Genomic DNA, 13961 nt, shown 5'->3' with positions numbered 1-13961 from the left:
CGGCCCGGCGGCAGGCCCGCCGGGGGCCGCGCCGGCCAGGGGCGCCAGAGTGCCGAGGGCCGCCACGCAGACGAGCGCGAGCAGAGCGCGTAACCCGGCCATGAGCGGCGGTGGACCTGGTGTGTCATGTCGATCCCTCTCCAAGGGCGGGGCCTTGTGGTGCGCGATGCGGTGCGGGCTTGTGTGCGAGCTTCGGTGCGGGGCGTGGGGAACAGGCGGCTCAGGCCCGCAGCCAGACCGCCGTGTCCGGGGGCAGCAGGCCGTCCGCGCCCAGCGGCGCACTGGACAGCAGCAGCGCGCGGTGGGACGGCAGGGCGACGGAGCCGCCGGGAGCGCCGGAGAGGTTGACGGCGCAGATCAGGGACTCCCCCGGACGAAGGCGAGCACACCCTCGGGCGCGGGCAGCCGGCGCAGGTCCGGTCCGCCGAAGCCGGGCTCGCTCCGGCGCAGCCGCAGCGCCTCCGATAGAGGCTGGGCATCGAGCCGGGGTCGCGCTCCTGCGCGTCGGCCGCGTACCGCTCCCAGCCGGGGGGGCTGCGGCAGCCACGGCTCGCGGGCCGAGCCGAATCCGCAGTACGGCGCCTGTCTGATCCACGGCAGCGGGACCCGGCACCCGTCCCTTCCCGGGTCGATGCCGCCGGAGCGCGCGTGCATCGGGTCCCGCTCGCGCGCCTCGCCGATCAGCTTCTCGGCCTCGGGGAGGGTGCCGAAGGCGGGGTCGATGACGCGGTAGTCCGTCACGTCGTAGCCGCCGTCGGCCATGGGCGAGAGGTACCAGGGGGTGAACCACAGGGCCTCGACGCCGAGTTCGGCCAGGTAGGGCAGCCGCTCACGGACGCCGCTCAGGTCGCCGGTGCCGCCCCCGTCGCCGTCGGCGAAGCTGCGGACGTACACCTGGTAGATGACGGCCGAGCGCCACCGGTCGCCCGCGGCGGCCTGACTGCCTTCCTGGAGCGGCTCATCGGAGGCCCCCCTCGGGCGAGACCGGGAAAGCCGCACGGCGGCGCGCCGTGCGGTGCCGTGCCTGGTGGTGCGGTGCCGTGCCATGTGGCGCTGTGCGGGGCTGGCTGGTGCGGTGCGGGTCACAGCCAAGCACCGCCGACAAGAAGCCGCAATACCTTGCGCGGAACTCGCAATTAATCGACCGTCAGTCGGCTGTCGGCGACCCCGGCTGTCCTGTGGAGCCCCGTACGACGAGTTCCGGCTCGAACAGCAGCTCCTCCGATGCCGTCGCACCGCCCTGGATCTGCACCGCGAGCAGCTCGACGGCGGCCCGTCCCATCGCCTCGATGGGCTGCCGCACGGTGGTCAGCGGGGGCTCGGTGCAGTTCATGAACGCCGAATCGTCGTAGCCGACCACAGAGACCTGGCCCGGAACCGACAGCCCGCGCCGCCGCGCCGCGCGCACCACCCCGAGCGCCAGCGGATCGCTGGCACAGATGAAGCCCGTCACCCCGCGCTCCAGCAGCCGGGCCGCCGCCGACCGACCGCCCTCCAGCGAGAACATCGCCCGCGCGACCCGCTCCTCGGGCAGCGGGCGGCCCGCCGCCTCGGCCATCGCCCGCGCCGCGGCCAGCTTGCGCCGGGAGGGCATGTGATCGGCGGGCCCCAGCACCAGGCCGACCCGCTCGTGCCCGAGCGAGGCCAGATGGCGCCACGCCTGCTCGACGGCGACCGTGTCGTCGCAGGAAACGCAGGGGAAGCCGAGCTCGCCTATCGGCGCGTTGATCAGCACGACGGGGACCTGGCGCCGGGTGAGCAGCCGGTAGTGGTCGTGCCGCGCGTCGGCCTGCGCGTACAGACCGCCCGCGAACACCACGCCGGACACCTGCTGTTCGAGCAGCAGCTGCACATAGTCCGCCTCGGTCACCCCGCCCTTGGACTGGGTGCACAGGACAGGGGTGAGCCCCTGCTGGGCGAGGGCGCCGCCGATCACCTCGGCGAACGCGGGAAAGATCGGGTTCTGCAGCTCGGGCAGCACCAGGCCCACCAGCCTGGCCCGCTCGCCGCGCAGCTGCGTCGGGCGCTCGTAGCCGAGGACGTCCAGCGCCGTGAGCACCGACTGACGGGTGGCCTCGGAGACACCGGGCTTCCCGTTCAGCACCCGGCTGACCGTGGCCTCGCTGACCCCCACCTTCTTCGCCACCTGAGCAAGTCGTCGCGTCATGCGCGCAAGGCTAACGCAACTTTTGCACGCCGCTTGCGCTGCTTGCCTGTTTGCGCTGCTTGCGGGAGAGCCCGCTACGAGAGAGGGACCGGGAGCCACCCCGATTTCCCGTCACATCGCGCAGCAGCGGCGGAAGTTGCAGAGGCAGCGTAAGTAACAGAAGCAGCCAAAGCGGCAGAAGCGGACCATCTGATCAGGGCTGCTCACCTGTGACAGAGGTGAGACAGGGGATCGACTGATTCGCCACCGCACATGCTCGATAGTGTTCACGCAACTGCGGGGGGACGCGCATTTAGCCCGAGCCACCACCTCCCCCGCTGTTCAGCGCCCCGCACCGGGCGCCGAGAAACCAGGAGGGGAGCCATGTCACACCCGAGCCCGCCCGAAAGCCCCGGCAGCGCCGGGCCGTACGGGCAGCAGCCCCAGCATGGGGGGTGGCAGCGGAGTTGGGCGCCGGAGCAGGTACAGGGCCAGGGCGGCGCCCCGCCACCGATGCCACCGCCACCACAGTCGGCGCCCCCGGGTGCCGTCGGCCCACCCGGGGCGAACGGCGCGCCCGGCCCCGGCTTCCCGCCCGGCTTCCCCGGTCAGCCCGGCCCCGGCGCCCCCGGCACGCCATCCGGAATGGCGCCCGGAATGGCCCCGGGGATGGCGCCCGGCATGCCGCAAGCGCCGCTGCCCCTGCCGCCGAAGAAGAACACCGGCCGCACCTGTCTGAGCGCCTTCCTCGGCGCGGTCGGCGGCCTGGCGCTGCTGGGCGGCGCCGCGCTCACCGCGCACACGTTCTCCAACGCGGCCCAGAAGGTGCCCAATCGCAGCGGCTACGGGCCCACCATGTGGCGCAACCTGTCGGCGGACAAGCTCTTCCCCAAGACCCTGGGCCCGAAGATGAACTCCCGGTCCGGCGCCTCCGACCCCAAGCACGCCGAATGGCACCGGGTGGGCGTCTCCCAGCGGACCGGCTGCGCCGACTCGCTGACCGGGGCCACGCTGGCCGAGGCGGAGAAGAAGGGCTGCAAGGCGGTGCTGCGCGCCACCTATGTGGACCCCACCGGCAACGTCTTGGGCACCGTCGGCCTCATCGTCCTGCCCGGGACCGACTCCCCAGAGGAGGGCATGAGCGCCTTCTTCGACACGGAGAAGGAGAAGCGGAACCCCAAGCCCGGTGTGAAGGCCATGGCCGTCCCGCACACCGTCGCCGCCGGATTCAAGGACAGCAACCGCAACGGAGGCGAAGGCGTCCAGGCCACCAGCTTGGACCTGCCGTACGCGTACGTGGCGACGACCGGCTCGGTCGATGGCCGCAAGGCCGGGCACCTGCCGGGCGAGTGGGGCCGGACCAGCCTCGACGCGAAGTCCGACCGGGGCCCCTGGCGCGAGGCCGCCAAATCCCTCGCCAACGATCTGAACCTGTACCACGGCGACCTGCTGCTGGAGGAGACCTCATGAGCGTCCGGCGCCTCGGCACCGCCGTCACCGCTGTCGGCCTCGGCTCGCTGCTGTGCGCGGTGTCCGCCGCACCGGCTCAGGCCGCCACCCCCGCCAGTTGGGAGTCCCAGGCGCTCGGCCTGCCCTCGGCACACCGGATCAGCCAGGGGGAGGGCGTCAAGGTCGCCGTGCTGGACAGCGGTGCCATGACGAACCATCCCGCACTCACGGGCAAGGTCACCACCGGCCCCGACTTCCTCAAGGACAGCCTCCGGCCGGGCGATCCGCGCTGGGGCGGCCATGGCACCGCGATGGCCTCCGACGTCCTGAAGGTCGCCCCGAAGGCGAGAATCCTGTCGGTGCGGGTCATCGACGACAAGAAGGAGCACGAGGGGCTCCAGTCCGGGCCGAGCCCGGTCGCCAAGGGCATCAACTACGCCGTGGACCACGGTGCCGACGTCATCTCCATGTCGCTGGGCGGCGATTCCTTCGGAAGCAGCTTCAACGACGAGGACACCGCGGCCCTGGCACGCGCCGCCTACGCGGGCGTGACGGTCATCGCCTCGGCGGGCAACGACGGCGACATCTTCAACGACGCTTCCTACCCCGCCGGCTACCCCGGCGTCATCGCCGTCGCCGCCGTCCAGCAGGGCGGCAGCCGCGCCGAGTTCTCCACCGTGCGGACCTACAACACGGTGGCCGCGCCGGGAGTGGGCATCGTCAGCGCGAAGAACACCGGCGGCTACGCACCCGTCAACGGCACCTCCCCGGCCGCCGCTCTCACCTCCGGGGTGGCCGCGCTGCTGCTCGCCAAGGACCACAAGCTGCGCCCCTCCCAGGTCCGCCAGCTCCTCGCCAAGACCGCGGCACACCCCTCGGGAGGCTGGAACGCGCTGGTCGGACACGGGACGGTCAACGCCGCCGCCGCAGTGCGCGCCGTGGCCAAGCCCCCGGCCGACCAAGCGGCCCCGACCGCGTACAAGGGCAAGCAGCACCTGGCCTCCCCGGACGGCACCTCCCCCGTCCAGCACCCGGAACTGGAGACCGAGCCCCTGGCCATCGGGCTGAGCGCGGCGGGGGCGGGACTGCTGATGGTGACCGGCGCCGTCCTCGTCAGCAGGGCGGGCCGCCGCCGCGCGAACCCGGCACCCACGCCCACCGCCCCGGGACTCCCCGGCCCCCCGCGCTGAACCGGCGCCCGCACGACCGGAGTCGGCGTACGCGGACTCCGGCGGACCGCGCCCCGGCCCCCGTGCCCGGCCCGCCCGACCCGCCCGGCCCTGCCCCCATCCGGCACGTCCAGCACGCCCGGCACGCTCCCGATCCGCCTGTCCGGCAGGCCCAGCACGGTCCGGTCCGGCCGGCCCGGCCCGCCGGACCGGGTGGGGCCCCGGCGGGCCGTGCCGGGCGGGTGACCCACGCACCAGGCCGGGTGGGCGAGCCGACGGGCCGGACAGAGCGGGCGATCCCGACAGGGCGGGCGGCGGCCCAGTGGACCCGGGGCACACGGGGGGCGGCGGCTCACCTCCCGCCCCGGCCGCCTTCGCCACCCGCCGGGTCCTTCTCGCAGGTGACGTCCTTCGCCGGGAGCGTGCCCGTGCGCAGGTAGGCGTTCACCTGGCGGTATACACAGCGGTTGGGGTAGAGGCCATAGACCCCGTGCACCTGCGCCTTGAGGGTGATCAGACGGGAGCGCGGCATCTTGTGGTGCAGTCCCTTGCCGTTGGCGTAGGAGGTGCGGGGGTCGCCGGTGGCCTGAACTATCAGCCCCGGTAGGCCGTTTCCACTGGTCATCGGCTTCTCCACAGGTTGGTTCGGCCATTGCGCGCAGGGGTGGACGCCGTTGAACAGCGGGCCGTAGAGCGGACTTCGGGCGCGGCTGCGCTCGACGTTCCTGCGGTACCAGGACAGTGCGTGGGACGCCTCGCTGTCGGCACACAGCAGGGCCATCTGGAGGGAGTTCTGGGCGTCCGAGCCCTCATCGGGCATGCCCAGGGCCTCCGCCAGGTCGCCGGTCGGCTCGGTCGGCCTGCCGAGCGCGGCCTCGTGCAATGCCTTGATGTTCTGCCCGGCCCGCTCGAAGTCCCGGTCGTCGGACATCGACATCGCCAGCGCCATCGGCACCTGCTGGCCGTCCGCCGTGTACTTCCCCACCTTCAGCGGCTCGCGCGCCGCCTGGCGCGCGATGCCCTCGACCGTGGCACGGACCTCGCGCGGCGTGTCCCCCATGCCGTAGGTACCGCTCCGCCGGGCCGCCCACGCCGACCAGGTGTCCAGGAACTCCTCGTTCGCCCGGGCGACGTCGTGGAAGCTCTTCACGTTCCACCGCGCCGGGTTCAGCGCGCTGTCCAGCAGCAGCCGGTCGATGGTGGCGGGGAACATCTTCGCGTACGCGGCACCGAGGTAGGTGCCGTAGGAGATACCGAAGTAGGAGGTCTTGGACTCGCCCAGGACCGCGCGCAGCAGGTCCAGGTCGCGAACGGTGTTGCGGGTGGTGAAGTGCCGCAGGTACGCCAGGTCCTTGCCGTAGACGCGGCGGCAGCTTGCGATCAGGTCCTTCTCGTAACGTGCCTGTGCGCGGAAGCCCTGCTCGTCGTACCCCGCCGAGCGCAGCCAGTGCCCCGTCGTCCCGCAGTGCAGGGGGCTGCTACGGCCGACGCCGCGCGTGTCCATCCCGATCAGGTCGTAGCGCGCCGCCAGCTGCTTGCCCATGGCGGGCTCGTCCATCAGCGGCATGTCCAGCGTAATGCCGCCAGGGCCGCCGGAGTTGTGCATCATCAAGCCGATGCGGTGCTCGGTGTCCTTGGCCCTGATACGGGAGAACCCGATGGTCAGGGTGCTGCCCTCCGGCCGGCGGTAGTCCAGCGGCACCCGGATGCGCGCGCAGCGCGCCCCGGCGGCGTCCAGTTCCTTGTGACCGCACTTCTCGTAGTGGGGGCGCTGCTGGACGAAGCGGGCGAGCGCGGCGGTCTCTTCAGCGCTCTTCCCGCCTCCCTCGGTGCCCGTGCGCCCCGTGCTCTCGCGCCCCGTGCCCGCGCGCTCCGTTTCCGTCAGCTGCGTCGTGTCGGCCCCGGGGGCCGGTGGAACAGCCAGTGCGCCCTGGGCGGTGAAGGGCAGCACGGTGAGGAGCGCGGCGCCGGCCAGTGCCGCCGCGCCTGCGGTGCGCTGCGGGGATCGTCGCCTCATGTCGGGGTGTCACCTTTCTGCCGCGCGGGCGTATACGGGCCCGCGCGGGACGTGCCGGTATGTGCGCTCCTCGATGTCCGCCACGGCCTGGGACGCGTCCGCCGCGTGCGCCAGTTCGTCACCGACGACCAGCACGGCTGCCGCCGGCGCTGATCCCGCCCCGGGTCCTGGCGCCCCTGACGCTACCGCCGCGACCCCGACAGCCGGTGGCGCCCCCGGCCTCGTCCCCCCTGACAGCGGCGAACTCCCCCAAGGCACCGGCCACAAAGGACTTGGTGTGGCTGACGATGCGCGGCCGGGCCCGGTGCGGTTACGGGCGTGCGGCGCGGGCGGAAGCGGTGTACGGGTGGCATCACGGGAAGGGCACGTAGCCGCTGACAGGAGAGGAGGCTCGGCCAGGAGAGCCGAACAGCGGGTGAAACCCCGTGTGTTCAACGGCAGCGGTGGTACGGGCGGCGGGCCAGAGGAAGGCGGCGCCGGCCCGACGCACGACAGCTCCGAGGCAGGCGCGAGGCCCGAAGCGGGCAACAGCTCAGGAGCGGGCGCCGGGCCCGGAGAGAGGGCCAGGCCCGAAGACGGCGGCAGGCCCGAAGCGGACGTCTGCCCCCGAGCAGGCTTCGGGCCCGAAGTGGGTGGGCGGGCCGGGGTCGTGGCGCGTCGGGAAGGTGAGGGGTTCCTCGTCATGGGACACAAGCATTCCGTCATCATCCCGCGCCGGCCATCCAGTCCGCCCCCCCCTCTCGGAGGGGGGCCACCCCGAGTACGAATGGTAGGGCGAGCACTATTGCGCCTCCGGCCGACGACCAGAAGTCCGAGGCCGCCGCCACGAGCCCGAGGCTGTCCACGGACCCGAAACCGTGTCACGAACCCGAGGCCGCGCCACAAACCCGGGGCAGCGCCACGAACTCGAAGCCGCGCCACGGCCCGGGCCGGGCCAGGTGCCGGGGGCGCATGGCACCAGGCCCCTTCACCCGACGCGGAGTCGAGGCCGAAGCCCCGAGGCGGCTGTCCGGAGTCGGTCGTGGCCCTGACGCGGGCTAAGGAACCATGCGCAGCCCGTCCTTAGCGGCCCCTCGGCTGTACACGACCTTGCGGATGGAGTCGTACGCCTCGTCCTGCTGTGCGTTGCCCGAGCTTCTGCTCTCCTTGGTGGCGAGATCGACCAGGGTCTGGCGCGGCTCGGTCTCCATGAGGAAGGGCGTGAACTCGGCTTTTTCGACGGTCCATTCGCCGTGCCCACGCTTGGTCGGCGGCGCGAAGCGGAAGCGCGCGGCGGTGCCCATGCTGCCGCGCGGATCGTTCATCTTGCCCGCGATCTGGTCGCCCATGCCGTAGACGACCCACGTCCCGTTGACCTTCTCGTACGCCTGCGGAACGTGCGCGTGGGTGCCGATGATCAGGTCGATGTCGCGGCGCCCGTGTGAGCGCGACGCGGTGAGTTTGCCGGCGACCGAGCGCTGGAGGGAGTCGGGGTCCTCCTGCCATTCGGTGCCCCAGTGCATGCTGGCCACGACGACGTCGGCGCCCGCGCGCCGCGCGGCACGGGCGTCCGCGATGATCCGCTCGGGGTCGATGAGGTTGACCAGCCACGGCTTGTCCTCGGGCACGGGGATGCCGTTGGTGCCGTAGGTGTAGGCGAGTTGCGCGACCTTGGCGCCACCGGCCCGCAGCACCGCCGGCCGCTTCCGCTCGGCGGCCGACCGCGCGGATCCCACGTGCTTCAGCCCTGCCGCGTCCATCGCCTTGAGCGTGCGGCCCACGCCCTCGGCGCCCGCGTCCAGGGTGTGGTTGGACGCGGTCGAACAGGAGTCGTAGCCGGTCTTCTTGACGGAGTGTGCGAGCTGCGGCGGCGTCTGGAAGAGCGGGTATCCGGTGAACGGCCCGCCGTCGGCCCCGTAGACGGTCTCCATGTGGCAGATCGCCAGGTCCGCGCCGCTGGCCATGGGTTTGGCCGCGGCGATCATCCGGCTGAAGTCGTAGCCTGAGCCGCCCGCGTCGGCGCGGGCCTGCCGGATGACCGAGTCGTGGATCAGCAGGTCGCCCGTGGCCACGAGCGAGAAGCCGCGTGCCGCCCGCTTGCTCCGGTGTCCCTGGGGCAGGGCCTGCCCGCGCTTGCCGGTCTCGCCGCTGCCCTTCGCCGCCGCCTGGCCGTCCTCCTCCTTCTCGTATCCGGTCCCCGTGTACTTGGGCGCGCCGTGCTGCGGTGGCTCGGACGTCGGACTACCGCAGCCTGCGAGCCCGCCCAGCAGGGCAGCCGCCACCGCCGCGCCCGCGACGCGGCGGGGGACGGACGAGGACCTGGGTCTGTGGGAGGCGCGTGTTCTCCGACGATGCGTCACGAGGTGCTCCAAGGGGCTCGGTGCTCGGTGCTCGGTGCTCGGTCACGGGAACCGGTCAGATAAGTGCGATAAACGCACTGGTTGCTCACCGGTCCCCGCTTCCGGCTCGCGACACCGCGAATACCGGCCATACGGCCCAGAAGGTGCACCCGGTAGATCGTTCTGTGTACTCCCGGATCCCTCCGGATCATCACCCCGGACGAGGCCCCGGCCGCCACGGAAAGCCGAGAATGAGCAGGTGAGGGCGGGGGCGGGCCGCGCACTCCCCGGTGCGCGAAGCGCTCTGGGACCGAGTCACCCGGACGCGCCGGGCCTCACCTCCCGGCCGTACGGACGGTGCGAGCACTGGCCTGCGATCTGTGGCCGACGTCCGGTACCTGGGCTGCGGCGAGCGACTCCCGGCGATCGGCGACCCGCACGGCCGAGGCGAACATGCGGGCCGACGGAGGCGCGGCCCGGGGCGCGATCGAGCACCGCGCGAACGGGCGCCGCAGACCCGCCGACCGACGAGAACTCCCGACGGAGGAACGCGTGACCGAGTTTCATTCCGGACCAGGCCGCGCACTGGGGCGCGCTGCGGCCGGGGCGCTGACGATGGCCACGGCGCTGGGCGTCGGCACCGGGGCCGGACCCGCGCTCGCGCGGGGCCTCGGACTGGACGCCTCGAGTACGGGCGGGCGGCTTGTGGCAGCCGGGATCGTGGCCGTCCTCGCCGTTCTCCTGGTGCTGTACGTGCTGCGCCGCTCGGGCCTGTCACCCGTCCGGGTCGGTTTCGGTGGTGCGGGGGCGAGCGTCCGCGCTCTGCTGACCGGAGTCGGTGTGACGGGTGGGGCCGCCGTGCTCGTGTTCGGGCTGGGCACGGCTGCGGGCATGCTGCGCTGGACGCGCCCCGACCTCGGCACACTGGCCTGGTTCCTCGTCACCGACACGGTGACCGCCCTGCTTCTGGAGGCCCTTCCGGAGGAGACGACGCTGCGGGGCTACGCCTGGTCCTCCCTGCGCGCGTCCTTCGGCGGCCGGACCGCGGCACTGGGAACGACGGCGCTCTTCCTGCTGGTCCCGGGCGCCTCGACGATCGTGAGCGCGGGTGCGGCATGGGCCGTCGGGGAAGGGGGCCACCCCATCGGCCTCGTCCCCGAAGGGCAGCAACCGGCGGACTACTTGATCCTGTTGACCGTCTTCGGCCTCACGCTCGTGGCCGCGCGGACGGCCCTGAGCCACGCCCCCCTCTGGACCGCCATCGGCACCCACCTCACCTTTCTGACGGTCAACCGGCTCGCTCTGGAGGGCGAACGGCGCGGCGCCGGCTGGTCGGCCACCGGCCTCTCGCCTGAAGTCCCCCTGCTGGTGCCGGTCCACCTCCTGCTGGCCATGGCCGCCTTCCTGGCGCTCGGTTGGCGGGCGCGCCGGACCTGGCGGGCCGCACAGGCCGGGAGCGCCCCCGTCGGCGCCGAGTCAGATGGGCCCGTCGTGCCCAGCGCGCCCCTCACCCGTGGCTGAGGGTGTAGCGGAACAGGGCCCGCAGTGTGGAGTGGGTGGCGGAGGGCAGGCCCGCCTCGTCCAGGCGGGTCAGGGCCTCCGTCAGCTGCCAGGCGGAGATCTCGTGGGCCGCCGCCCGGCCACCCGCGTGTTCGATCAGCGCGACCAGTTCGTCCGGCGGCGGAGGGCAGGCGGGGCCGCCGCCCAGGGAGTCGGCCAGGGTGCGCGCCGCCGGGTTTCCGGCGTGCAGCGCGGCGATCAGCGGCAGGCTGGGGCCGCCCTCACGGAGCCCGTTCATGACCGGCTTGCCGGTCAGCGACGTACCCGACCACAGGTCCTCGATGTCCCGGGACGCGCGCCAGGCGATGCCCAGGTGGTGGCCCGCGCGGGTCAGGGCGGTCACCACCCGCTCGTCCGCGCCGCCCAGCAGCGCGCCGCCCGCCAGCGCGCACTCCAGCAGGGCGCTGCTGCGCGCGGCGGCCACCGCCGCGTACTCCTCCACGCTGACGCCCGCGGGGGCCCGGTGGCGCAGGGCGAGTTCGGCCGAGCGGCCCCCGACGAGGCGGGAGGTGGTGTGCGCGGCCAGCCGCAGCGCGGCGGGACCGTGTTCGTCCAGCGTCAGCAGGAGGCGGTGGGCGGCGGCCAGCAGCGCGTCCCCCGCGAGGATGGCCCAGCCCGTGCCGTACACCGCCCACACGGCGGCGCGGCCCCTCCGCAGCGCGTCGCCGTCCATCACGTCGTCGTGCAGCGCCGACCAGTTGTGGATGAGTTCCACGGCGACGGCCCCCGGCAGCACAGCGGCGGCGGCCTCTTCCGCCGCCTCCGCCGCCCCCGCGGTGGTGCGGGCGCCGGCGCCCGCGGCGTGCAGGGCCAGGGCGGCACGCAGACAGACGCCCGGCGTGACCCCGTGGGTGGGGCTGCCGTCGGGCTGGGTCCAGCCGAAGTGGTAGCCGCACACGCGACGCAGCTCCGGCTGGAGGGTGCCGACCACTTCACGCAGGACCGGTTCGGCCCGTTCGTTGGCGTGGTCCAGCAAGGAGGGAGCGACGGGCCCGGAAAGCGGGGCGGGGGCCGTGGCGGACGCGGTGGAAAGGTCCTGACTCATCATGGCGGAGGGGCTTCTCCCTTCTCCCGGAGTGGAGCGCCGGGCGCGCCGATATGCGCGAAGCGTGGGGAGCGATGCGCTCTCCGTAATCGACTTTCCCGCGCGGCTGCCACTCGACTCCCGCATTCGCGCCCCTGTCCGAAGCACACGGGGCGCATGGTCCCGCGCAGGGGCGGGCCGGGGCCCGTCGGCCGACCGCACCCGCCCGCTGTGCGACCTGTACCGTGCCGCCCGTTCGGCGTGCGACCCCCTCCCCCGCCATCCGCTCCCCGGGGGTGCCGAGCCCGAGCCCGATCCCGGGTCGCCGCGTCAGGTCCCCGTCCATCGGACAGTTCGGACCGGTTCGGATCAGACCGGATCACGGTGTGTGAGACGGCCGCGAGGTGAAACCCGGACCGGGACGCTTCGCAAGCCACGACTCCCGGGAGGGAGACATGACGAAGGTAGAGGAATCCGTCGAGGTGGCCGTCCCGGTCTCGACGGCCTACAACCAGTGGACGCAGTTCGAAGAGTTTCCCCAGTTCATGGACGGTGTCGAGCGCATCGAGCAGCGCACCCCGAGGCTTACGCACTGGGTCACCAGCGTGGCGGGCGTCCGGCGCGAGTTCGATGCGGAGATCACCGAGCAGATCCCCGATGAGCGGGTGGCGTGGACAACTGTGGAGGGCGAGGTGCGTCAGTCGGGGGTCGTCACCTTCCACCGGCTGGACGAAGACCATGCCAAGGTCATGCTTCAGCTCGAACACGATCCGCAGGGCCTCGCCGACTCGGTCGGCGACAAGCTCGGCTTCGTCACCCGCCAGGCCCAGGGGGACCTCAAGCGCTTCAAGTCCTACATCGAGCGGCGCGGCGCGGAGACGGGCGCCTGGCGCGGCACGATCTGAGCCGCTGGCGGGGCCCCTGTCCGAGCCACCTGACGGGCCGGGGGCCGGGACCGGATCCTTACGCGGATCCCGGCCCCGGCCCCGACTCCGCTCTTGACCGTCCCGGATGCGGGCGCGCCGTACGACGGCGAAAGTCGAAGGGTGAGAGGTGCCCGCACGCACCGGCACAGGTACAGGCACCGGCACCGGCACCGATAAGAGCACCACCATCCATCGACCTCGGTCGCCTCATCGGCGGGAGACGCGAATGGCACGCCCGGTCTGGAGCGGAGTGATCACCTTCGGGCTGGTCACCGTCCCGGTGCGGATGTACGCCGCGACCGAGGACCACACCACGCGCTTCCACCAGCTCCAGCGCGGCACCAACGACCGCGTCCGCGTCAAACGGGTGAACGAGCGCACCGGAAAGAACGTGGACCGGGACGACATCGTCAAGGGCTACGAGATCGGCGAGGGGGAGTACATCACCGTCGAGCCGGCGGAGCTGAACGAGATCGCCCCCGGCAAGTCCCAGGTCATCGACGTCAGCGGGTTCGTGGCGACGGACGAGGTCGATCCGGTCTATTTCGTGCGCCCCTACTACCTGTCCCCCAGCGGCGAGCAGTACGCCAAGCCCTACGAACTGCTGCGCGCCGCGCTCGCCGACTCCGGCAAGACCGGCATCGCGACGTTCGTGATGCACAGCAGGGAGTACCTGGTAGCACTGCGCGCGGCCGACGCCGTGCTGACGCTGCACACCCTGCACTGGTCGGACGAGGTGCGCGACCCGAACGAGGAACTGCCCGCGCTGCCCGGGCGGCAGCGCTCGCGCGGCAAGGAGCTGAAGACGGCGGAACAGCTCATCGACAGCATGTCCACCACCTGGCGTCCCGAGGAGTACACCGACACCTACGAGGACCGGGTGCGCGCGCTGGTCGAGGCCAAGGCCAACGGCGAGGAGGTCACCCCCGAGGAGGGGCCGCCGGAGGCCACGAACGTGGTGGACCTGAGCGAAGCCCTCAACCGCAGCATCGAGCGGGCCCGTTCGGGCGGGAGCCGCAGCCGCGAGCGCGCCGCCCCGCTCAAAGACCTCGGCAAGGACGAGCTGTACCGCCGCGCGGCCGGCCTCGGTGTCCGGGGCCGCTCCAGCATGACCCGCGACCAGTTGCTCGACGCCGTCGAAAAGGGCGGGAGCAAAGGTACGAGCCGGAACAAGAGCATGAGTCAGAGCAAGAGCGCGAGTCCGAGTAAGAGGGCGAGTCAGGGCACGAGTAAGAGGGCGAGTCAGGGCAAGGGCAAGTCCGCGGGCGCGGCGACAGGCAAGTCCACGGGCAGGTCCGCGAGCAAGCGCGGGAGCAAGCGCGCCGGCACCCGTCGGGCCGCCTGAGCCCGCG

11 protein-coding genes and 1 pseudogene are annotated in these 13961 nt (G+C 72.8%); 5 read left to right on the top strand and 7 right to left on the bottom strand.

From position 1 onward, the window contains the following. Positions 1-220: 220 nt before the first annotated feature. Both ABD339_RS11275 and ABD339_RS11270 read right to left on the bottom strand, forming a co-directional pair. Positions 221-903: pseudogene (locus ABD339_RS11275) on the bottom strand (alpha-amylase family glycosyl hydrolase). A gap of 244 nt (positions 904-1147) precedes the next feature. Then, the gene (locus tag ABD339_RS11270; protein WP_344564827.1) at positions 1148-2167 is read right to left on the bottom strand and encodes a LacI family DNA-binding transcriptional regulator; all 1020 of its coding nucleotides are present in this window, start codon (positions 2165-2167) and stop codon (positions 1148-1150) included. Positions 2168-2827: 660 nt separating this feature from the next. Here ABD339_RS11270 and ABD339_RS11265 point away from each other — a divergent pair. Beyond that, on the top strand, positions 2828-3616 hold the full coding sequence (locus tag ABD339_RS11265; RefSeq protein ID WP_344564824.1) for a hypothetical protein: 789 nt from the start codon (positions 2828-2830) through the stop codon (positions 3614-3616). After that, positions 3613-4785, top strand: coding sequence for a S8 family peptidase (locus tag ABD339_RS11260; RefSeq protein ID WP_344564822.1), 1173 nt, complete (start codon positions 3613-3615; stop codon positions 4783-4785). The genes ABD339_RS11265 and ABD339_RS11260 overlap by 4 nt, the downstream gene beginning before the upstream one ends. 331 nt (positions 4786-5116) lie before the next feature. Here ABD339_RS11260 and ABD339_RS11255 read toward each other — a convergent pair whose 3' ends face one another. The 4 genes from ABD339_RS11255 to ABD339_RS11240 form a co-directional block, all read right to left on the bottom strand. After that, the gene (locus tag ABD339_RS11255) at positions 5117-6781 is read right to left on the bottom strand and encodes an alpha/beta hydrolase (protein WP_344564821.1); all 1665 of its coding nucleotides are present in this window, start codon (positions 6779-6781) and stop codon (positions 5117-5119) included. Between the two features lie 9 nt (positions 6782-6790). After that, a complete protein-coding gene (locus ABD339_RS11250; protein ID WP_344564819.1) occupies positions 6791-6916 on the bottom strand; it encodes a hypothetical protein in 126 nt (41 codons plus the stop codon). A 397-nt stretch (positions 6917-7313) separates the two neighbouring features. Continuing rightward, positions 7314-7478 (bottom strand): hypothetical protein, encoded by a 165-nt coding sequence (locus ABD339_RS11245; RefSeq protein WP_344564817.1) that lies wholly within the window; start codon positions 7476-7478, stop codon positions 7314-7316. 340 nt (positions 7479-7818) lie between these two features. Continuing rightward, positions 7819-9120 (bottom strand): CapA family protein, encoded by a 1302-nt coding sequence (locus ABD339_RS11240; RefSeq protein ID WP_425575956.1) that lies wholly within the window; start codon positions 9118-9120, stop codon positions 7819-7821. A gap of 531 nt (positions 9121-9651) precedes the next feature. Between ABD339_RS11240 and ABD339_RS11235 the strand changes: the two genes are divergently transcribed. Then, complete coding sequence (locus tag ABD339_RS11235) at positions 9652-10620, top strand: CPBP family glutamic-type intramembrane protease (RefSeq protein WP_344564815.1); 969 nt, start codon at positions 9652-9654, stop codon at positions 10618-10620. Here ABD339_RS11235 and ABD339_RS11230 read toward each other — a convergent pair. Continuing rightward, positions 10607-11707 (bottom strand): polyprenyl synthetase family protein, encoded by a 1101-nt coding sequence (locus ABD339_RS11230; RefSeq protein ID WP_344564813.1) that lies wholly within the window; start codon positions 11705-11707, stop codon positions 10607-10609. The genes ABD339_RS11235 and ABD339_RS11230 overlap by 14 nt on opposite strands. 431 nt (positions 11708-12138) lie before the next feature. On the opposite strand from ABD339_RS11230, the gene ABD339_RS11225 reads away from it, so the two are divergent. Together ABD339_RS11225 and ku are read left to right on the top strand one after the other, a co-directional pair. Continuing rightward, positions 12139-12588, top strand: coding sequence for an SRPBCC family protein (locus ABD339_RS11225; RefSeq protein ID WP_344564811.1), 450 nt, complete (start codon positions 12139-12141; stop codon positions 12586-12588). Between the two features lie 247 nt (positions 12589-12835). Further along, positions 12836-13954, top strand: a complete 1119-nt coding sequence (gene ku / locus ABD339_RS11220; protein WP_344564809.1) for a non-homologous end joining protein Ku — start codon at positions 12836-12838, stop codon at positions 13952-13954. Positions 13955-13961: the final 7 nt, after the last annotated feature.

The sequence above is a fragment of the Streptomyces axinellae genome (genome assembly GCF_039532135.1).
Classification (GTDB): Bacteria; Actinomycetota; Actinomycetes; order Streptomycetales; family Streptomycetaceae; genus Streptomyces; species Streptomyces axinellae.
Note: the sequence above shows the minus strand (reverse complement) of the source record. Positions and strands in the feature narration are given on the sequence as shown.